17 protein-coding genes are annotated in these 21,764 nt (G+C 51.1%); 6 read left to right on the top strand and 11 right to left on the bottom strand.

Features of this window, described 5'->3' with window-relative positions; genetic code table 11:
* Positions 1 to 133: 133 nt before the first annotated feature.
* The 4 genes from HGO41_RS03990 to HGO41_RS25900 form a co-directional block, all read right to left on the bottom strand.
* On the bottom strand, positions 134 to 1,057 hold the full coding sequence (locus HGO41_RS03990) for an alpha/beta fold hydrolase (RefSeq protein WP_013578277.1): 924 nt from the start codon (positions 1,055 to 1,057) through the stop codon (positions 134 to 136).
* A gap of 60 nt (positions 1,058 to 1,117) precedes the next feature.
* Positions 1,118 to 1,720: a TetR/AcrR family transcriptional regulator gene (locus HGO41_RS03985; protein WP_223509562.1), complete on the bottom strand. Its 603-nt coding sequence runs from the start codon at positions 1,718 to 1,720 to the stop codon at positions 1,118 to 1,120.
* 88 nt (positions 1,721 to 1,808) lie between these two features.
* Positions 1,809 to 2,486, bottom strand: a complete 678-nt coding sequence (locus tag HGO41_RS03980; protein ID WP_013578279.1) for an SDR family oxidoreductase — start codon at positions 2,484 to 2,486, stop codon at positions 1,809 to 1,811.
* Positions 2,487 to 3,567: 1,081 nt separating this feature from the next.
* Positions 3,568 to 3,660 (bottom strand): YoaK family small membrane protein, encoded by a 93-nt coding sequence (locus HGO41_RS25900; RefSeq protein WP_489389458.1) that lies wholly within the window; start codon positions 3,658 to 3,660, stop codon positions 3,568 to 3,570.
* A gap of 381 nt (positions 3,661 to 4,041) precedes the next feature.
* Between HGO41_RS25900 and HGO41_RS03975 the strand changes: the two genes are divergently transcribed.
* The gene (locus HGO41_RS03975; RefSeq protein ID WP_013578282.1) at positions 4,042 to 4,815 is read left to right on the top strand and encodes a DUF3750 domain-containing protein; all 774 of its coding nucleotides are present in this window, start codon (positions 4,042 to 4,044) and stop codon (positions 4,813 to 4,815) included.
* Positions 4,816 to 4,861: 46 nt separating this feature from the next.
* Here the strand turns inward: HGO41_RS03975 and HGO41_RS03970 are convergent, their stop codons facing one another.
* Complete coding sequence (locus HGO41_RS03970; protein ID WP_411829865.1) at positions 4,862 to 6,547, bottom strand: NAD-dependent malic enzyme; 1,686 nt, start codon at positions 6,545 to 6,547, stop codon at positions 4,862 to 4,864.
* 494 nt (positions 6,548 to 7,041) lie between these two features.
* Here HGO41_RS03970 and HGO41_RS03965 point away from each other — a divergent pair, with 494 nt between their 5' ends.
* A complete protein-coding gene (locus HGO41_RS03965; RefSeq protein WP_013578284.1) occupies positions 7,042 to 7,986 on the top strand; it encodes an AEC family transporter in 945 nt (314 codons plus the stop codon).
* Positions 7,987 to 8,062: 76 nt separating this feature from the next.
* On the opposite strand, the gene fumA is transcribed toward HGO41_RS03965, so the two are convergent.
* Complete coding sequence (gene fumA / locus HGO41_RS03960) at positions 8,063 to 9,709, bottom strand: class I fumarate hydratase FumA (RefSeq protein ID WP_013578285.1); 1,647 nt, start codon at positions 9,707 to 9,709, stop codon at positions 8,063 to 8,065.
* A 190-nt stretch (positions 9,710 to 9,899) separates the two neighbouring features.
* Positions 9,900 to 11,411 carry an anion permease gene (locus HGO41_RS03955; protein WP_013578286.1) on the bottom strand — a complete coding sequence of 504 codons (1,512 nt, stop codon included), beginning with the start codon at positions 11,409 to 11,411 and terminating at the stop codon, positions 9,900 to 9,902.
* Between the two features lie 749 nt (positions 11,412 to 12,160).
* Here HGO41_RS03955 and HGO41_RS03950 point away from each other — a divergent pair.
* Both HGO41_RS03950 and HGO41_RS03945 read left to right on the top strand, forming a co-directional pair.
* Positions 12,161 to 14,938: a flavocytochrome c gene (locus HGO41_RS03950; protein WP_013578287.1), complete on the top strand. Its 2,778-nt coding sequence runs from the start codon at positions 12,161 to 12,163 to the stop codon at positions 14,936 to 14,938.
* Between the two features lie 24 nt (positions 14,939 to 14,962).
* Positions 14,963 to 15,925 (top strand): FAD:protein FMN transferase, encoded by a 963-nt coding sequence (locus HGO41_RS03945; RefSeq protein WP_112151385.1) that lies wholly within the window; start codon positions 14,963 to 14,965, stop codon positions 15,923 to 15,925.
* On the opposite strand, the gene dcuR is transcribed toward HGO41_RS03945, so the two are convergent.
* The 3 genes from dcuR to HGO41_RS03930 form a co-directional block, all read right to left on the bottom strand.
* The gene (dcuR, locus tag HGO41_RS03940) at positions 15,919 to 16,638 is read right to left on the bottom strand and encodes a two-component system response regulator DcuR (protein WP_014416701.1); all 720 of its coding nucleotides are present in this window, start codon (positions 16,636 to 16,638) and stop codon (positions 15,919 to 15,921) included. The two genes, HGO41_RS03945 and dcuR, sit on opposite strands and share 7 nt — an antisense overlap.
* Positions 16,635 to 18,254, bottom strand: coding sequence for a sensor histidine kinase (locus HGO41_RS03935; RefSeq protein ID WP_250980798.1), 1,620 nt, complete (start codon positions 18,252 to 18,254; stop codon positions 16,635 to 16,637). The genes dcuR and HGO41_RS03935 overlap by 4 nt, the downstream gene beginning before the upstream one ends.
* A gap of 239 nt (positions 18,255 to 18,493) precedes the next feature.
* Complete coding sequence (locus HGO41_RS03930; protein WP_013578291.1) at positions 18,494 to 18,811, bottom strand: RcnB family protein; 318 nt, start codon at positions 18,809 to 18,811, stop codon at positions 18,494 to 18,496.
* A gap of 329 nt (positions 18,812 to 19,140) precedes the next feature.
* On the opposite strand from HGO41_RS03930, the gene HGO41_RS03925 reads away from it, so the two are divergent.
* Positions 19,141 to 20,046 carry an SDR family oxidoreductase gene (locus HGO41_RS03925; RefSeq protein WP_119262294.1) on the top strand — a complete coding sequence of 302 codons (906 nt, stop codon included), beginning with the start codon at positions 19,141 to 19,143 and terminating at the stop codon, positions 20,044 to 20,046.
* A gap of 313 nt (positions 20,047 to 20,359) precedes the next feature.
* On the top strand, positions 20,360 to 20,581 hold the full coding sequence (locus tag HGO41_RS03920; protein WP_013578293.1) for a hypothetical protein: 222 nt from the start codon (positions 20,360 to 20,362) through the stop codon (positions 20,579 to 20,581).
* Between the two features lie 205 nt (positions 20,582 to 20,786).
* Here HGO41_RS03920 and HGO41_RS03915 read toward each other — a convergent pair whose 3' ends face one another.
* Positions 20,787 to 21,695 carry a MurR/RpiR family transcriptional regulator gene (locus tag HGO41_RS03915; protein WP_013578295.1) on the bottom strand — a complete coding sequence of 303 codons (909 nt, stop codon included), beginning with the start codon at positions 21,693 to 21,695 and terminating at the stop codon, positions 20,787 to 20,789.
* Positions 21,696 to 21,764: the final 69 nt, after the last annotated feature.

The raw sequence follows: 21,764 nt of genomic DNA, 5'->3' as shown, positions 1-21,764 counted from the left end.
ATCCCTGAAAAATGAAAGATGCCGTGTCTGTGGTTTTTGAAAACTCGTTAGCCCGGCAATTATTGTGAATACAAATTATTAACAAACAATCCGAGTTCTATGTTTATCATAAAAAGTTCAGCAAATCTTCATCTCACATTGTGAAGAAACTATGCAGGTGACGGGCTAAGACTTCCGGTTGTTCCTCCGGAATGAAATGGCCGCTGTGAGGGATGATGATGCCGGTGACATTTTCAGCGAAAGCGCGCAGGGGAACGGCCATGTCCGGGATCGAACCCTGATCGGCGCTGACCGCCAGTACCGGCATTTTTAATTTTCCGGCACGATTAAGTGTGCGGTTCTGTTCCGCAGATTCAGTAACCGAACGATAATACGCCAGCCCGGCGCGCAGGCCGCCGCTTTTGAGGAACACCCGCAGATACTCGCTGATATCGTCATCTGTGAAGGCATCCGGCGCAGCGGTTTTCCGGCGCAAAAACCAGTCGAGATAGACACGTTCGTTACCGGCGATCAGCGCTTCAGGCAAATCAGGCAATGTGTGGAAGGCAAAATGCCAGGTTTTCCACGATTTGTCCGGTGTGACCGGCAGCACGTCCGGCAAGGTGATTCCGGGGATCCCCGCATCCAGCAGCGCCAGGTGTTGTACTTCCTCGCCATACATCGCCGCGCAGGGATAAGCGACCCACGCGCCGACGTCATGCGCTGCCAGCGAGTAACGCTTATGCCCGAGAAGCTGCATTAACCCGTGGATTTTCTGCGCCAGACTTTGTGTGTCGTAACCGGTCTGCGGGCGGTCCGAATCACCCTGACCGGGCAGGTCTGGTGCCACCAGCCAGAAATCCTGTGCCAGCGCGTTCATCACATTACGCCATGCGTACCAGGTTTGCGGAAAACCCGCCAGCAACAGCAAGACTTTGCCTTGCGGATTACCGCCGCTGACGTAATGCATCCTCACGCCTTCGACCGTGGCGTAGCGATGGGTAAAACCGCAAAGGGTGGGGTCAGCCACTGCAAAGGGTTCGGCAGTAACAACAACAGAAGGGGTCATCTCGTTCATAGCCAATCTCCGTTATAGTCATATTTAGGAAATAATCATTTCCTAAATGAGAAAAAATTTTTAATCGAGAATTTTAAGCGCCAGTTCCAGCGTGGTTTCGCTGGCGTGATTGTTTTCGACTTTACCGGCGACACGCATGCCCAAAACAATCCATAACATCAGGGATGACGCGGCCTGCGCATCGATATCCGGGGTGACAGAACCGTCTTGCTGGCCCTGTTCAATGAGGGAGGTCAGGAACAATTTATTGCGCATAATAGCCTGACGCACCAGTGCGGCGAGTTCCTCATCCAGCGTGAGTAATTCGACGGTGCTGCCGACGACCAGACACCCGCGGCGGCCTTCAATTTCATGAGAAGAACGCAGATAAAAGCGCAGCACTTCGGCAATGCGTTCGCGGCCGGTGGAGATGCGTTCAATTTGCTGGCGTAACTGGGTATTTCGCCGTGAGGTGTAACGTTCAAATACGTTGAGAAACAGGGTCCTTTTATCGCTGAAGGCTTTGTAAATACTGCCTGCAGTAAGGTTCATGGCCTGACTCAGATCGCTGATGGACGCCGCATGAAAGCCTTTTTCGCGAAATACCGTCATGGCGTTATCCAGTGCAAGTTCAGTATCGAATTCACGCGGACGACCGCGATCCTTCGGTGAAGGGAATGCCATAAAAAATGCCACCATTAGGAAACGTTTATTTCCTAATGGTGGCATTAACACAAAAACTGATCAAGCCCTTTGTCAGCTCACTTCATATTTACCAGCGCAGTTCACGGCCTGAATATTCAACAAAGTGATGGCCACCTTTGCCGCGCCAGGCTTCGAACTGATCAACAATGCCGGTGGCGCTTTCGGCCACGGTCAGCGTGGCATTTTCACCGCCCATATCGGTCTGTACCCAGCCCGGATGCACGGAAAGCAGCGTCAGTTCTTGTTTTTCAATCTGTGCCTGCAACCCGCGGGTCAGCATATTCAGCGCAGCTTTACTGGCGGAATAAAGCGGATAAGTTGCCACGTCATTCTCATTGAGACTCGACAGCTCAGAGGTCATCAGCGCCAGCACACCGGTACGGTGGTTCAGGAAAGGCAGTAATTCACTGGCGCAACGCACAGGGGAAATGGCGTTAGTCAAAAATAGCTGAATAATTTCTTCGTCGCTGGCCTGATCAATATCCTGATGATCCGGACCAAATACGCCTGCATTCACAAAAATCAGATCAAAATGGCTTTCGGACAGCGCGTCTTTCACCGCTTCCCGCGCTTCGGATTTATTGATGTCCAGTTTTACCCATTCAACAGCCGCCGGTGTTTTGGCCGGAACGGCATCACGTGTTGTGGCGGTGACCTGCCAGCCGCGTTTTGCGAGTACATCCACCACACCCAAACCGATACCGCGTGATGCGCCGATGATCAATGCTTTCTTAGAGTCAGTCATATTCATCCTTTTATAATCAAAGCGTTAACGTCAATTTGTTGTTTTCATTTAATGCGCGAAATCTCTTCAGTGTTACGGGCAGTATGAGTCAGCAAGGCGGCTGCAACAATGGGCTGGAGTCTGATTTTGGCCGCCGGACTGATAGATAACCGGGACGCGCCGTCGGAGCGCCTGATGATGGACGGGGACTTTATGGACTGCTGAAAGGCGGCTTCAATCACCTGTGAGCCCAGTGACTATGGCGCGATTGTGGTTGAAGGCGTGGTAACGTTCATTGTTAACGATGCTGGCAACCAGGTGTTTGATGACACACTGTGCATCATAAAAAGATGCCCGCGACAGGCGGGCAATAAACATCAGTTTTGAAATTTGATCGGGTAGAACCAAATAAGCATAGCGGAGTAATAATTATCCAATCAAAAGGATAACAGCCCATAAATAGCTGTGTTCGCTGCATGAGGTCAGTATTGGGACGCAAAAAAGCCCTCGCGAACGAAGGCCAGTGAATCATCACTAAATATTTAGTTTTGGAACGAGAGCGATGCTCCCGAAAACATACTAGTCTCTTCCGGGAATTTGGCTTAATGAAATGGGTTTAGTAATTAAAGAAAATTCACTGCCGTTTTGAGCAATTCAGATGAGAATGGGATGAAATTCATGTCCTGCGCAAACTTTATCCAATTATTTCAGTTATTATGTTAAATCTGATGTTCAGGTTTACTGTTTACTGGAGTAACTATGCAAGGTAAAAATTCGGCTTTTGGAGAAGGGTGCAGGATGGTAGGCGAATGCTGCTTAATGTTTGCTCAGGCGGGTGAAGACTTTAGCGCGGGACGCATAGTCTTATGCCTTAAGCGCGCGCAGGACGAGGCTATAGACACAAATGGCAGACCCAACATTGCTTTACAGCTCGCGATACGACGGCTTCAGGGCTGGTAACGTTAAACATAAAATAACCGCCTGGTGACGGTGCTTTTTCAAATTCTCAAACGAGATACAGCCCTTCTTAACTGAATTGCAGGTGCATCTGAAGTAATAGAGACCTGTCTGTAAAAAACGCCTCACATTTATTGATGTTCTTTCAGCCGCCAGGCATTGCAGCTCCGCTAACAAAGAACCACACCATAAAACCAACAGCACCTGCCAGTACAATGATTGGCGGTATGAATTTCATTTTCATCTTATCGTTACTCTAATTAGTCAAATTTCCCGACATGGGCGCGCTTCATACCTTAATAAACTCAACCTCGAGGCTGATTGAAATCGCCCATAAGGAAGAGTGCCGTACCATCCTGTACCCGGGAAAAAAGATAATGATAGTTTGGGTGCCAGGAGTGGCATTGCACTTTACAGATCAGGCTGACATCAGTCATCCGCATTTTTCCATATATTTTGCAACATCGCATGATTCACGTTTCTATCCCCTGGCATTCCCCCAATCCCAATCGGCTATTTGCAGCAAATTTTGTGATTTACAACAGACTTTCACGTTGCCAGCCTCTCGGTGAATGAGTACCGTTGTTCTTTTGAACGGACCGGCAAAGGTGAATAAAGCATGATCGCCATAAAATGGGTAAGTCTCGGGTTTGTTCTGGTTTTACTGCTGTCTTTCGGATACAGCTACGCGAAAGCGACACAAACACGGACAGAACCTGCAGGCCAGAGCTGGTCAACGGCACGACGGACTTCAGCCGGTATTGCGCCGGATCCTGCCAGACTGAAAAGTATCGCTATTATCCAGATTTATGCTGCACCGACTTATGGCTGGCGCGGGCTGGTGGCGGTGCATCCGTGGATAATTTACAAACGTGAAGGGGAAACAGAGTTCACCCGTTATGACGTGATCAGCTGGGGCAGCACCAACGTGGTACGCCGCGATTATGCTATTCCAGATGGGTATTGGTTTGGCTCGCAGCCCCGTATACTGGTTGATCACCGCGGCGCGCAGGCGCAGATTATGATCCCCAAAATAGAAGCAGCGATCAAAAGTTACCCGTATCCGCATACCTATCACGCGTGGCCGGGGCCAAACAGCAATACGTTTATCGCCCACATCGGCCGTGAAGTGCCGGATCTGCAGCTTGATCTTCCTTCCAATGCGATCGGCAAAGATTACCGCGGCATTACCAATCCGATCGGTTTACCGCCATCCGGGCGCGGCGTGCAGGTTTCTTTGCTGGGACTGCTGGGTGTGACGCTGGGCGTGGAAGAGGGCATTGAAGTCAATGTGCTGGGGCTGAACCTGGGCATTGATGTGAAGAATCCGGCGTTGCGTTTGCCGTTTGTCGGGCGGGTAGGCTTTGATAATCCGGGGAAAGCGGAGCTTTAACGATGTCAGTGCGCAACAGGCCGGTACGAGGTACCGGCCATACACATCAGAACGACGAATGTTTATAAGACCGGTATTCCGGTTTCCAGAATTCGCTGGTGAGACGACTCTGTAACTCATCTTCTGAAACTTCCGGTGCCACGCCTTCCCGTTGCGCGACGCGCGCCACTTCGGCGGCAATGATTTTAGACACATGCTGAATATCGGCAATAGCCGGTAATAATGACCCTTTTCCGGTGGTCGCCAGCGGAGAAAGGCTGGCCAGCGCCTGACTGGCAGCCAGCAACATGCTATCGGTCACGCGGCGCGCTCCCGACGCCAGAATGCCTAACCCCAGCCCGGGGAAAATATACGCGTTGTTACATTGCGGGATCGGGTACGTGTGATCCTGATAATGTACCGGTGCGAACGGGCTGCCTGTCGCCATCAGCGCGGCACCTTCGGTCCAGGCGATCACGTCCTGAGGACGGGCTTCTGCACGGGAAGTCGGGTTCGAGAGTGGCATGATGATCGGATGATGGCAGTTGTGATGCATCTCACGGATGATCTCTTCGGTAAACAGCCCCGGTTGCCCGGAAACGCCAATCAGAATGGTTGGTTTGGAATGATGCACCACGTCCTGCAACGAGATATTCTGGCTGTCCACATTCCAGTGGCTGATTTTGTTTTTACTTGTCACCAGTTTACGCTGGAAATCGAGCAAATTCGGCATGTCATCTGTCAGCAGGCCAAACCGATCCACCATAAAGACCTGACTGCGCGCTTCGTCTTCGGAAGCACCTTCTGCCACCATTTGCGCGATGATTTTCTCCGCGATACCGCAACCGGCAGAACCTGCGCCGAGGAAGGTGACCCGCTGGTCGCGTAGCCGGGTGCCTGCGGCATGACTGGCGGCAATCAGACAGCCCAGCGTGACCGCCGCGGTGCCCTGAATATCATCATTGAAACAGCACAACTCCTCGCGGTAGCGCTCCAGAAGTGGCATAGCATTAGTTTGCGCGAAGTCTTCGAACTGAAGCAGGACATCCGGCCAGCGGGTTTTTACCGCCTGAATGAACATATCCATGAATTCATTGTATTCGCCGTCGGTAATGCGCGGGTGGCGCCAGCCCATGTACAGCGGATCGTCGAGGCGCTGGGCGTTATTCGTTCCGACATCAAGCATGATCGGCAGCGTGTTGGCCGGGTTGATCCCACCGCAGGAGGTATAAAGCGAAAGCTTGCCGATAGGAATGCCCATGCCGCCAATCCCCTGATCACCGAGTCCCAGAATGCGCTCGCCGTCGGTGACAACGATCACCCGGATGTCATTTTTGGAGAAGTTTTGCAGCATTTCATCGATATGCTCGCGATCAGGATAAGAGATGAACAGGCCACGGGCACGGCGGTATATATCGGAGAAGTGTTCACAGGCCTCGCCGACCGTCGGGGTGTAGATAATCGGCAGCATTTCTTCCAGATGTGAATTCACCAGGTTGTAGAAAAGGGTTTCGTTGGTGTCCTGAATATTGCGCAGGTAGACATGCTTGGAGATATCACGTTTGAAATCAGAGAATTGAGAATAAGCGCGGTCAGTCTGTTCGTTGATAGTTTCAACCTGATTGGGCAGCAGTCCGTTAAGATTGAGCGCCAGACGTTCATCGCGGCTGAAGGCCGAGCCTTTATTGAGCAGCGGGTTTTCGAGTAATAATGAACCTGTGTAGTGGGTGTAGAGCGGGCGTTTTTTTAACATCATTAAGCCTTAGAACATTTGAACTCAGTTAATTTCCGGTACGTTATTTCCCGTTGCCGGATCCCTCACAGTAAAATCCTATAACCGGTCGAATTAGTGCATGAACTACCAAAATAAAACCAATGGCCATAGCAGCCTGAATAAGATGATTGTTTATTATTTGTTTTTTATAACACGACACAGGCACTGATTCCGGTTACTTAAATTACAAAAGCGTTTTAATACTTTTTTAGTGATGAATTCTGCATAATGTTTTTGAATGTTTCCGGATGGTTCAAGTTGAGTAAATATATTATCTGATATTTAAGTGAAATTAATGTATTGATTTTAACTCATTGTATTTGCTGTAATTTGTTATTAAGTAATTATTGTTATTATTGCCATAAAGGCAGATGTGACGCGGGTCACAATGATGTGGGTTTTTAAATAATATAACTAACCGCCATTTTGTTCCTTCAATTATCTCATCAACAATAATAAAGAAAGGTCATATTATGCCGACATTACTCTTATCCTCATTATTTCCTTTAGTGTTTATTATGGTATTAGGCTGGCTGAGCGGAAAACTGGGTTATATGAAACGTGACGATGCTACGGTATTAGCCACGGTAGTGATCCGTTTCGCGCTGCCATTACATCTTTTTATCGGTGCATTACATACTGATCCGGCCAAGATTCAGAATTTATCGTTTATGGCAGTGTTGGTGATTGGCCTGATGGGCTCTTATTTGTTGACGTTGTGCATCTCGCGCTGGTTTTTCCGCCATGACATCAAAACCAGCGCCATTCAGTCGCTGGTTTGCGCGTTCCCGGATATGGCTTACTTTGGCGCGCCTGTACTGGCGGTGCTTATCGGGCCGGAAGGTTTTCTGGGGGTGCTGGTCGGTAATCTTATCACCAGCGTGCTGATGATCCCGCTGACGATTGTGTTGATCCGCATGGGTGACAAAAACAGCGATTTGGCTCAACAGGGCAGCCTCGGCAAGATGATCCTGAATAATCTGTTCAAAGCGGTACGCAATCCGATTGTCTGGATCCCGGTGCTGGGTGTGGCGATGAGTCTGGCTGGCATTAAAATTCCGGAACTGTTGTCCTCGTCGGTGGAAATGATGGGTAAAACCGCAGGCGGGATTTCTCTGTTCGCGCTGGGTCTGTTGTTCTTCGGCGAGCGCCCGACGCTGAATATTCATACGGTCACTAACATCGGCATGAAAAACCTGATCCAGCCCGCGATTATGGCCGCTGCCGGTCTGGCATTTGGGCTGAGCCATACGCTGATGCAGCAGGTGGTGATCATCGGCGCAACGCCTTCCGCCATTGCTGCAGGTATGTTCGCCGTGCGCAGCGACACCTATGTGGAATCTGCGTCTTCCTCAATACTCATCGGCACTGCACTGGGCATAGTGACAGAAGGTCTCGTGATTTACATGATGTCGTAAATGCGCTGATTTGCGACATGTTACCCATAAAAAAGGCCCGCCATTTCTGGCAGGCCTTTTGTCTTTCAGCAGGCGTTTATTTCACACACTTCGCGCAGGTATTTGCATGAATTTGCTGGAAGAAATCGTTGCCTTTGTCATCCACCAGAATGAATGCCGGGAAGTTTTCGACTTCGATTTTCCAGATGGCTTCCATTCCTAATTCAGGATATTCCACGCATTCCAGGCTCTTGATGCTTTGCTGCGCCAGCACCGCTGCCGGGCCACCGATGCTGCCGAGATAGAAACCGCCGTGTTTATGGCAGGCGTCGGTCACCTGCTGGCTGCGGTTACCTTTGGCCAGCATGATCATGCTGCCGCCGTTGGATTGCAGAAGATCCACGTAAGAATCCATGCGGCCAGCGGTGGTCGGGCCGAGGGAACCGGATGCGTAACCTTCAGGGGTTTTCGCCGGGCCTGCGTAGTAAATCGGGTGATCTTTGATGTATTGCGGCAAGCCTTCGCCGTTATCCAGACGCTCTTTCAGTTTGGCGTGTGCGATGTCACGGCCAACGATAATCGTACCGCTCAGGGAAAGACGGGTAGATACCGGATATTCAGAAAGTTGCGCCAGGATTTCAGGCATCGGACGATTCAGGTCAACTTTCACCACCCCCGCTTCGCCTTGCTCACGCAGGGCCTCAGGGATGTACTGGCCCGGATTGTCTTCCAGTTTTTCGATCCAGATACCGTCACGATTGATTTTGGCTTTGATATTACGGTCTGCGGAGCAGGAAACGCCCATCCCGACCGGACAGGATGCACCGTGACGCGGCAGACGTACTACGCGGATATCGTGGGCGAAGTATTTGCCGCCGAACTGCGCGCCGAGACCAAGATTGTTGGCTTCCACCAGCAGTTCCTGTTCCAGATTGACGTCGCGGAATGCCTGACCGTGTTCGTTACCTTCCGTTGGCAGACCGTCATAGTAATGGGTGGACGCCAGTTTTACGGTTTTCAGCGTTGCTTCAGCAGACGTACCGCCAATCACGAACGCGATATGGTACGGCGGACAGGCTGCCGTGCCCAGCGTGCGCATTTTCTCAACCAGGTAATCTTTCAGCTTCGCCGGGGTAATCAGCGCTTTGGTTTCCTGATACAGGTAGGTTTTGTTGGCCGAACCGCCGCCTTTGGCGATGCACAGGAATTTGTACTCGTCACCATCGACACTGTAGAGGTCGATTTGTGCAGGCAGATTGGTGCCGGTGTTTACCTCTTTGTACATATCCAGTGCGGCATTCTGGGAATAGCGCAGGTTATCCTCGATGAAGGTGTTATACACACCCTGAGACAGGCTGGCTTCGTCGCCGCCGCCGGTCCAGACTCGCTGCCCTTTTTTACCCATGATGATTGCGGTGCCGGTGTCCTGACAGGTCGGCAGAATGCCTTTGGCCGCAATTTCAGAATTACGCAGGAATTGCAGCGCAACGTATTTGTCGTTTTCGCTGGATTCCGGGTCATGAAGAATGGAAGCCACTTGTTGCTGATGCGCCGGGCGCAGCATGAAAGAGGCATCGTGGAACGCCTGTTGCGCGAGAAGCGTTAACGCCTGCGGTTCCACTTTTAACACTTCTTCGCCGTCGAAGGTGCTGACGGAGACATGTTCTTTGGTCAGCAGATAATATTCGGTGTCATCTTTGGAAACGGGGAAGGGATTTTGATAATAGAACGGTTTGTTCGACATTGTTTTCTCACTTTTTCCGTTTTTGCCGCCACGGGTGGGACTGTTGACGCGGTATAGCAGGGGTGTTCGGGGCGACGTTTATATTCGTTCTGTATGTTGCCAGCCAAATACACAGGCTGGCAACGGGGTTTATATGTTTTCTTTCAGTAAATGCTCTGTTAATGCTTTGTGGGTGATTTTATCGCCACAATCAGAACATCATCATCATCCACGGATAACCGATGACCAGTAAGGCAATCAGGAAGATGGCTCCGAAGATAGTGCCGAGACGCCAGTAATCTTTGGTTGGCAGATAACCGCTGCCGTAATAAATCGGGCTTGGGCCGGTACCGTAAGGTGTGATGATCCCCATAACACCCAGAGACGTCACCATCAGCAAACAGAATACCTGCATGTTAATGCCAGGGATTGCCGCGCCGATGGTCAGCATAGCCGGTAACAGGGCGGTGGTGTGCGCCGTGGTGCTGGCGAAAAGGTAATGCAGCAGGTAGAACGCCAGCAGCAGGGCAATTGTCGCCGCGCCCGGGGAGATACCGCCCATCAGTGCTGCGCCTTCTTTACCCAGCCAGGCGATGAAACCGGTGCGGGATAAGCCGTCAGCCAGTGCTACCAGCGTGGCGAACCAGGCGAAGGTATTCCAGGCCGGTTTGTTGCTGGTGATGTCGTTCCAGTTCAGAACGCCGGTCCACAGCATCAGTACCACGACCAGCAAAGCAGCCATGGCCGGTTCGATAAAGCTCGCAGCGAAAATCCACATCGCCAGCGCGCAGCAGACGAACACCAGCAGCAGGATTTCGTGACGGGACATTCTGCCCAGTTTTGCCAGCTCAGCGGTTGCCCAGCGCGGCACTTCGTCATTGATTTTCACTTCCGGCGGGTAGAACCAGTACGCCAGCAGCGGCATAGTCAACAGAAGCAGCAGACCGACAGGCAGGAAGGCGATGAACCAGGTGCCCCACGAAATGTTGATACCGGTTACGCTGTTCACGATACCCAGCGCCAGCAGGTTAGGCGCCAGTGCAGAGAGAAACATCGAACTGGTGATACAGGCTGCGGTGATCGCCACCCACATCAGGTAAGAACCGATTTTACGTGCGCTCGGGTCGTTCGGTTTTGAGCCATACAACGGCGGCAGGTTAGCAATGATCGGGTAGATCGTGCCGCCGCTGCGCGCGGTGTTGGACGGTGTGAAGGGTGCCAGTAACAGATCAGCAAAGGTGATGGCATAACCGAGCGTCAGGCTGCGGCGGCCAAGATATTTCACCAGAATCAGCGCCAGACGGCGGCCGAACTGGGTTTTATCGTAGCCGGCGGCAAACATGAACGCGCCGAAGATTAACCATACCGTGGAGTTGCCAAAACCACTGACCGCCCATTTGAAGGACTGTGCTGCGGTTTTGAATTTAGGATCCGCCAGTTCAGCCGGGCTGAAAAGCAACCACTGGCTGAAAAGGGCGATGACCACCACACCGGTTAAGCCGATAACGGCCCCCGGCAATGGCTCGAAGATCAGACCGATAATGACGCCCACAAAGATGGCGAAGAAGTGCCAGGCATGAGGTTCCAGACCGGCAGGTACAGGAACGAGCAGCAACAGCACGGACACCAGCACGGGAAGTACCATAAAGATCCAGCGATTTTTTTTGCCGGATTCGGCTTTTTTCGCTGGTTCTTTCACCGCAGTTTTTGATATTTCGCTCATAATATTTATCTTAGGTAGTTAGGAATATTGTGATGATGCATAGGTAAGATGTCGTTTGGTTTTTTTTAGTTACTTAATCTTTTTTTTAATTATTCAATAGTGGCATGTTAATTGCCTCGTTATTGTTATTTTTGTTAAGTGCTTACTATTCCCCGTAAGAGGGAGGAAATGTTTATATAATGCGTTTTCCCTATTTTTAACTGTTGATCTTGATCAACAAAATACGGTGCTGAATTCTTTTTTAAATCGTATGAAACCGTTATGCAGAGCCTGCCTGATTAATTAAAGGGCAATTTGTGACGGGGGTATCTTTCGGGGTAACGGAAAGCAAAAAATGGAGTAGGGCAAAATGAGAGTCATTCACAGCCACACTCCCTCATCAGGCGATCTGCCACCTCTTGCCAGCGGGCGGGTTCCGTGATCTGCCGAAGGGAAAAGCCCGGAGGATGTAATAATCATCTCATCAGTTAAATACAAATAAGATTGTAGTTTGCATTAATGTGATTATTTAATTTAATAGTTAACATAATTTTAATATAACAGGTGTTAAGTTAATAGATAAATAGTTAATTAACTAATGTAATAAGTTTTGGAAGTAAAAATAAACTTATATTAATAGCATGACATCGGCATTGAAATAAAAACAACGAATAATAAATCAATACTCCACTGCGCTTATCTCAAATAGCTCAAATAGCGCGCCGATAACGAATTCAGAATTTAAAACCTTAAAGTTTGGAGTAATTATTATGAGCACCAACCACCTGTTATTAAGTCCGTTCACTCTGCCCAATGGTACTGAGTTGAAAAACCGCATTCTGATGGCGCCAATGACCACCTGCACCGGCTTTTACGACGGCACCGTCACCAGCGAGCTGGTTGAATATTACCGCGCCCGTGCCGGCAGCATCGGCACCGTGATTGTTGAATGCTGTTTTGTCGATGATAAAGGTCTGGCATTCCCCGGCGCTATCGGTATCGATAACGACAGCAAAATCGACGGTCTGGCAAAAATCGCCGCAGCCGTGAAATCTCAGGGCTCAAAAGCCCTTTTGCAGATTTATCACGGTGGCCGCATGAGCGAGCCAAAACTGATTGGTGGCCAGCAGCCGGTCGCGCCAAGCGCACTGGCGGCACCACGTGACGGTGCGGCCACACCGGTGGCACTGACGGCAGATGAAGTTGACGGCATGATCACCAAATTCGGTGAAGGCGTGCGTCGTGCGATTGAAGCCGGTTTTGACGGCGTGGAAATCCACGGCGCGAACACCTATCTGATCCAGCAATTCTTCTCGCCGAATTCCAACCAGCGTGACGACAAATGGGGCGGCAGCCGCGAAAACCGCGCCCGCTTCCCGCTGGCTGTTCTCGATATCACCCATGAGATGGCGAAGAAATACGCCGATTCTTCTTTCATCATCGGTTATCGTTTCTCACCAGAAGAGCTGGAAGAACCGGGGATCCGTTTTGCCGACACAATGTATCTGCTGGAACAGCTTGCTGCCCGCGGGCTGGATTACCTGCATTTCTCCCTCGGTTACTCGCTGCGTCCTTCCATTGTTGATACCACTGATCCGACGCCACTGATCGACAAATATGTCGCGATGCGTTCCGACACACTGGCCAAAATTCCGGTGATGGGCGTGGGCGGTATCGTGAATAAATCCGATGCGGAAATGGCGCTTGAACACGGCTATGACATGATCGCCATCGGTAAAGCCTGCATCGCTTATCCGGACTGGACTGACCGTATCGCAGCCGATCAGAAACTCGACCTGTTTATTGACAGCACACAACGCGAAGCCCTGACCATTCCTGAACCGCTGTGGCGTTTCTCGCTGGTGGACGCGATGATCCGCGACATGAGCATGACCTCGAAGAAATTCAAAGCCGGTGTGTTCCGGGAAAAAGTGCAGGATCCTGCGCATGAACTGGCCGTTAACGTCAGTCTGGAAACCGACCGCATTACGGATATCGCGCTGGAAGCGGGCGCGGACACGGATGTGGAATTCACCACCAGCTTTGAAATTATCCGCAGCCGTATTCTCGACGCTAACAGCCCGCACGTCGATGCGGTGACCGGCGCAACCGAGCAAAGTGAAGCGGTGAAAAAAGCCGTCTCCAAAGCCATCGCCAAATCCTGCAAAGCGCAGTTGCTGGAAGAGGGCGGCAGCCTGAATGAACCACAAAACTACGACGTTGTGGTCGTCGGCAGCGGCGGTGCCGGTCTGGCGGCAGCGATTCAGGCCTGTGACGAAGGGGCGAAAGTCCTGATCGTCGAGAAAATGTCGACCATCGGCGGTAACACCATTAAAGCGTCGGTCGGTATGAACGCCGCGGAAACCCGTTATCAGCGCCTGAAAGGTATCGAAGACAGCAAAGAGCTGTTCTATCAGGAAACCCTGAAAGGCGGTCAGTTCAAAAACAATACTGTGCTGCTGAAAGAGTTCATCGAACGTGCGCCGCAGGCGGTGGAATGGCTGGCCGATCACCATATTGAACTGAGCGATATCACCATTACCGGCGGGATGAGCATCGACCGCACACACCGTCCGGCGGACCGCAGTGCAGTGGGCGGCTTCCTGATCAGCGGTCTGGTGAAGAATCTTAACAAACGTAATATCGACGTGATGCTCGATACGTCGGTCACTGAAATCCGTTATGCCGATGGTGCGGTACAGGGCGTGCAGTTGCTCAATGACGACAATGAAGTGCTGATGATTAATGCCAAAAGCGTGATCGTCGCCACCGGTGGTTTCAGCGCCAACCGCGAAATGGTGGTGAAATATCGCCCTGAACTGGACGGTTTCGTGACCACCAACCACAAAGGCGCCACCGGTAGCGGCATCGCCATTCTGCAGAATATTGGCGCAGGCACGGTGGATATGGGCGAAATTCAGATCCACCCTACGGTTGAACAAACCACGTCTTATCTGATTTCGGAGGCCATTCGTGGCGGTGGGGCGATTCTGGTCAGTCAGGCGGGAAAACGCTTCTTCAACGAAATGGAAACCCGCGACAAAGTATCGGCGAACATCATCGCGTTGCCGGAGAAATTTGCTTACGTGGTGTTTGACGAGCAGGTGCGCCTGAACAATAAAGCGGCTGATGAATACATTGCGAAAGGGTTTGTTATCAGCGGCAGTTCACCACGTGATCTGGCGGCGAAACTGGAAATGAACTCCGATGCCTTCCTGGCAACGCTGGAAAGTTACAACGTCGCCGTGGATAAACAGCACGACACGGAGTTTGGCCGTAAAACTGCGCTGCGCCACCCGATCAATCAGGGGCCGTTCTATGCTATCCGTATCGCACCCGGCGTGCATCACACCATGGGTGGCGTAACCATCAACACCGAAACCTGCGTGCTGGACGCGCAGCAACAGGTGCTCGGCGGCGCATTTGCGGCGGGTGAAGTGGTTGGCGGTATCCACGGCGGCAACCGTATCGGCGGTAATGCCGTTGCAGATATCATTATCTTCGGTATCCTTGCAGGGCAAAACGCCGCGAAATTCGCGATGCGGTAACCGTTTATCACGCAGGGTATTACAATGACGCCAGACGATCGTGTTTATGCTTATTCCGCTGTTTTGATGGGTTCGCCCATTCTTCTCAAGCTGTTTGAACATAACGAAAGTCTGGCGTCTGGCGTTTTCAGGCTGATCAAATTGCAGGAAAACACCTTCACGGTGAACCGCGCGCACTCCGATATTATGGCGATTAACCATGCCGCAGGACGTGACCCTGTCACCGTCAGCGAACCGGTCTATGCATTAATCCGCCGTGCGAAAGCCATCAGTTGCCTGCCGGACAGCCATTTTAATTTCACCATCGGCCCGCTGGTCAAGCGCTGGAAAATCGGCTTCAACGGTCACACCATCCCGGCTGCACAGGATATCAAGACATTGCTGGCGCTGACCGATCCTGAAGACGTGATCCTTGATGAACAAACCCGTTCGGTGTTTCTGCAAAAAGCCGGCATGGAAATCGACCTCGGGGCGATTGCCAAAGGTTATATCGCCGATGTTGTGCGGGATTACCTGCGGGAACAACAGGTTGAGAACGCATTAATCAATCTGGGCGGTAACGTACAAACGCTGGGTTCCGGTGCGGAAGGGGCATGGGCGATTGGGCTGAAAAAACCGTTTTCGGACCCGGACGCGCTGATCGGTGTGATCAACGTCATCGGCAAATCGGTGGTGACGTCCGGTATTTACGAGCGTTATTTCGAACTGGACGGGCACTGTTATCATCATATCCTTGACCCGAAAACCGGTTATCCGCTGGATAACGAACTGCTCAGCGTGACCATTATTTCTGAGGATTCAATAGACGGGGATATCTGGACAACGTTGCTGTACGGGATGGGCGTGGAGAAGAGTCTGGCATATATGTCGCAGATTCCGCACATCGAGGCGATTTTCGTCACCCGCGACGGGCGGATTATCTTGTCATCTCAGCGGCAGTTTACCTTCATGCCACTGGATGACCGTTATCGTCTGGTGACTTACTGACAGTACTGCTTCAGCAACGAGTAGTGATCGGCCTGCAGACGGTAACGATATACCGGCCGGCCCGTGACGCCGTAATGAATGCTGGTGAACAAAATGTTCATCTGTGCCAGCCAGATCAGGTATTTACGACAAGACACCCGCGAAATATTCACGGACGTTGCCAGTTCATCCGTGGAAAATTCCATTGTCGGATGGGCATCAATCCACTGACACAAGGTGCGTAATGTCTGCAGCGTTAAGCCTTTCGGTAACTTTTTGGTGTCCGCCGCCGCAGTATTGTTGCCGTGGATCAGCCGGTCAACGTCTGACTGTTCGTAATACTGCTGATTATCCATCAGTGTTTTCTTCTGCTGCCAGCCGGTCAGTGCTTCCTCAAAACGGGAAAACTGGAACGGTTTGATCAGATAATCCACCACGCCATAATTAAGCGATTTTTTGATGGTTTCTGCATCTGCAGCCGAAGAAATGACAATGACGTCGACAGGCCGTCGGGCGTTACGCAGTTCAGGCAGCAAATCCAGCCCGTTATCCTGCTGCATATAGACGTCGAGCAATATCAGATCGATAGACAGTTCTGAATTCAGTACCAGATCTTTCGCCTGTTGCAGCGTCGACGCGGTGCCGCAGCACGCGAAGCCGTCAATCTGGCCGACATAACATCGGTTCAGCTCTGCCACCATGGCATCATCATCAACTATCAGTACATTGATCAAGAATTTGTCCTCTCGGCATCCCAGGGAAGTTGTACAAAAAATTGAGTGTAAACATCAGGTTCCGATTCTACAGTAATCGTTCCGCCGAGGCTTTCCACTTGCTGTTTAGCAAGAAAAAGTCCCATGCCCCGCTGATCGCCTTTCGACGACACACCCTTTTCGAATATTGCGTCAATATTTTCCGGCTGAATGCCCGGCCCGTCATCACTGACGATGCAGGCCAGCGAACCATTCTGATAGTGCAGCAAGACGCTGACTTCACCATCAGGCTGATCGCCAAGCGCATCCAGCGCATTTTCAATCAGATTGCCCAGCACGGTAATCAGTGCTGCCACCTGATCTTCATTATTATTATCCGGCAGCAGACTGTCATCGCTGAGCGTTAACAGATGCCGGGTGTCCGATGCGCGGTTCATCTTGCTGAGCAGGAAACCGGCAATCACCGGAGACTTTATTTTCAGCAACAGTGAACCGATTTCCGCCTGATAGTTATTGGCCGTTTTGAGAATGTAATCCTCAAGCTGAGCATAACTTTTCATGTGCAGTAATCCGAGGATCACATGCAGTTTGTTCATGAATTCATGCGAACGTTCACGCAACGAATCTGCATAGTTTACCATGCCGCTCAGGCGCTGCATTAACTGGCTGACTTCGGTTTTATCCCTGAATGTACATATCGCGCCAATGATGACGCCGTTGTTGCGTACCGGTACGGTGTTGCTCAGCAGCAAACGCCCCTTGAAGTTGATTTCTTCGTCACGGCGCGACACGCCGGTATTGAGCACATCGCGAAGGTTGGCGATAAGTGGCAGGGAATCGGCGTCCGGCGTTACGTCGATGGCGGTTTCACGGAAAGTCTGCCGCGCCGTCTGGTTGATCAGCGTGACATGCGCCTGATCGTCGACGGCTATCACCCCTTCTTTGATCGACTGCAACATCGCCTGGCGTTGTTCAAACAGCGTCGAAATTTCATAAGGTTCCAGCCCGAACAAAATACGTTTGAGCAATTTCACCAGACAGTAAGTGCCCAGCGCGCCGACCATCAGGCCGAAAAGCACCGTCCACAGAATACTCCAGCGACTTTTATTGATTTGCTCCGTGACTTTGACCAGCGAAATCCCGATGGCAACCACACCGATTTGCTTATGGTGATCATCATAGACCGGCGTGAATACGCGCAGCGCTTTGTCGAGCGTACCTTTGTTGATGGAGACATTTTCGTTGCCGAGCAGCGCCGGATTAATGTCATCGCCGATAAAATGATGACTGATCACATCCGCATTCGGATGCGAATAACGGATGCCATCCATATTGGTGACCACAATAAAGAGCAGGTCATTACGTTTTTGCACTGCGCTGGCGATGGGCTGAATAATATTACTGTCAGGGGGCAGCAGCAGAGCGCGTTTTGTTTCGGGCAAATCTGCCATGGTTCTGGCGACGGCCAGGGCCTTTTCTTTCACACCATCGCGGGTGGTGTCGCTTACCTGAACAAAATAGAGCATATGGACAACCAGCAAAACAGACGCAATCACGGCGCTTATCATCAGGCTGACTGACGTGCTGAGTTTCATGGGGTGCTTGCGCACGGAATGGCGTTGCTGCGAGTCGCTCATGGGAGCCCCGGAGAGAATAGAGCCAAATGCTCATTGATAATTTTGATGGTTCGCGTTGTTCATCCGGTGGTATGGCGTAGAACTCTGCGTGAACCATCCCTGTTCACGCATAATGATATGTTTATTTGCTTGATACTTCCGCTATTTATTACTTTCGAAAGTGCGATTTACGGTGCGGGAACCTCAATAAAAAAGGCCCGAATCTCTTCAGGCCTTATCTTTGCAATCCTGATGACAGATTACTGGAAGTAAATATCGCCGTTTTCGGCTTTGAGGATCTTCCCGTCGGTGTCGGTGATCAGCGCGTAGCTGCCGCCGATGTAAGTCCAGTGGCTGCCCGCATCGGGTGCAGGCAGGTGACGTTCCTGCCAGCCGACGATTTCATAGGGTTTGGTGCGGTACAGCGCAGGCACCTGATCGCCGATGGAATACAATTTGGAATCATCGTAGAACGATTTGATTTCATGTGAGTTTGACGCGGCAAATGCCGTGTTAGCCAGAGGTAACAACGATGAAACAACCAGGGCTGATAACATAACAATTTTAGAATGACGCATAGATTATCCCGTTAAAACCATCAACTTAATGCCTGCCTCGGTGATATGCCGCCAGTCCGTTGTATGAGCAGTAAAGCCGAAGCCTGTGCTTTTTCTGTAGGGCAGGATAATAACGAGAAAGTGAGCGCAGGCTGGGAGGTTTTTTTGTGTCGAAATGCAAATGGCGCAACAGCCACCCCGGACATGATGACATTTAAGGCTGTGCCGTTGCTGATATGACTTCAGAACCGTCCGATGATTTCAACCAGCCTGTCTGTATGTTCTATGGTTAAGGTTCATTCATTTTCTACATGCGTTTTGTAGATTCATTTTAAAAATAAGGAGTGTTTATGAACAACAAAACAATCCCGATCTCCCTGAATGAACCTCACGTTGATGCGTATCCGACGCCGCCGTTTGAGCATCAGAAGCAGCCGTTTCCGGGGCTGGCCAGCATAATGCACCCTGTCCCCGATCATGGCGAAAAAACCTACAAAGGCAGTGCCCGGCTGGAAGGGCGTAAAGCGCTGATCACTGGCGGTGACTCCGGCATTGGTCGTGCGGTGGCGATTGCCTTCGCCCGCGAAGGTGCGCAGGTCGCCATTAATTATCTGCCGGACGAAGAGCCCGATGCCAAAGAAGTGGTCGATCTGTTATGGGCCGAAGGGCGGAAAGTGATCGCCATTCCGGGCGATATCCGTGACGAGAAATTCTGCCAGCAACTGGTGAAAGAAGCCGAAGAGAAACTCGGCGGGCTGGATCTGCTGGTCAATAACGCCGGTCGTCAGCAGTTCTGTGATTCGATTAAGGATCTGACCACTGAAGCGTTTGACGCCACGTTCAAAACTAACGTGTATGCGATGTTCTGGATAACCAAAGCGGCGCTGGAATTCATTCCTCGCGGCGGTTCGATCATTAATACCACCTCCGTGCAGGCGTTTTTACCGAGCGATAACTTGCTCGATTATTCATCAACCAAAGCCTCGATCATGGCCTTCACCAAAGGGCTGGCTAAACAGCTCGCGGAGGATGGCATCCGCGTGAACGGCGTTGCACCGGGGCCATACTGGACGCCGTTGCAGATTTCAGGCGGTCAGCCGCAGGAAAAAATCGAATCATTTGGTGAGCAGGCTCCCCTGAAACGTCCGGGGCAACCTGCGGAAATCGCCGCGATATACGTGACGCTGGCCTCAAACGACAACAGCTATTCCTCAGGACAAATCTGGTGTTCTGATGGGGGAACCGGCACGGTATAAGCCGCCTTCAGCACCGCCAAAGCCTGTCATTGACGGGCTTTTTTATTCAGACATTTTCCCGCGCATTGGTACGTCATAAATAATTACGTTGCTAATTAATTCGGCATAACCCGTCATCTTTACTCATCTTTTACAGGTACCAGATAACCACTGCTTTTATTCTTCGTGTCTGTGTGATTGCCCGCGCTTTGCATGCGGGCTTTTTTTGCCTTAAAATGCTTTGATAGATATCGATTTCATAATAAGCAATCAGATTATTCCAATTATGCTATATTTGAAGGAATCATTTTCTTTTTTGTGCAGAGTGCATCACATGCCGGATATCAAAATTGTTTGCGAGCAATGCGGGGCAGATCGTTTCATCGCCGCAGTGAACTCGCCCCTGGCAGAGACCGTACATTCTCTGATTTGTGCCGTTTGCCAACACCCGGTGCGGGTGGAAGAAGTTGTTATCTTCAGGGACGGTATGTATATCAGTGGTTCCTATGACACTTTCCTGACCGAACCTGGCAAATTGCATAATTTTATTCTCTGAATATTCAGCGTCCGTTTTGCCTTACTGGCAATAAACATTGAAGCGCAAACAGACAAAGATATCACCATGATTAATGCCAGCCCGCCCAGTTGTCCCCGGCCCATGCCTGCTCCTGCAAATAACGACGAGATAAACAGCAGGACTGGTGTCCGGTGTTTCCCCGTTACCATTTTTAGTGCCAGTTCAGTATCACAGGTCGTCTGGCCTACACGCCGTCCTGCAACTTTCTGATTTTATTCGCGGATTTCAGAGACTGATTGAGATCCTGAATGCGCTTCATGGTTTTCAGGGTCCGCGATGCGGTAGCCGAGGCAAGGGATAAAATCAGCATTTCCAGACAGACCAGTACCGTGCCATGGAGCGGCATGCGGCCATTTTCACCACCGCGCGGAACGTTGATGACAATATCAGCTTGCTTTGCAAAAAAAGAATCACTGGCGTTGGTCAGTAAAATGAGAGGGATATTCAGACGCTTTGCTTCCTGTATTGCCGTTCTGCCCTCACGATGAGCACTTTTCTGCGCCATCATGATCAGGACATCGCCGCGTTGCAGGTTTATGAGCTGTTCCGCCAGCGCAATGCCTGAGCGGTTAAGTGATACTGCCGGAATGCCAATCCGGCTAAAAAGCCGTGTGCTGTAGTCCGCTAAAATGCCTGAAGCGTTCAGACCAAACACCGCCACCTGACGCGCATTAATCAGCAGCGCGATAGCTTCAGAAATGGCCTGCCGGTTAGCGGGCTCCGCCAGCGTATCGCAGGCACGTTTATGCCCGTCGAGAACGAAGTTGATACCCGAATTGATATCGCTGGCCAGTTCGCTGACCGTCGTGCTCATCTTCTCTTCCGAGTTCACCGCCGTACCAAACCAGGCTTCCAGCGTCTTTTTCATGTCGCGTAATCCGGCGAAACCGAGTGCCTGAACGGCGCGTACTACAGTGGCATCCGAAACTTCTGTCGCGGCTGCAATATCCATTGCTGTGGCTTCCAGAGCCGATTCACGGTTGTTGTGGATATAAGACACTACCGCCTGCAAGCCGGGAGACAGTGAGGGCGCCCGTGCGCGGTAGCGTTCACCGAAAACATCAATACGTCTTTTTACCGGAATGGCAGCCATGTAATTTTACCGATCCTGTTAGTTTTGAAAGGCTTACCGGTGAATGCAAAGCATTCACGCTGTGGGTTT

The sequence above is a fragment of the Rahnella sp. CG8 genome (assembly GCF_023701875.1).
In the GTDB taxonomy this organism is placed as follows: domain Bacteria; phylum Pseudomonadota; class Gammaproteobacteria; order Enterobacterales; family Enterobacteriaceae; genus Rahnella; species Rahnella aceris.
This window is presented reverse-complemented; position numbering and strand designations above follow the sequence as displayed.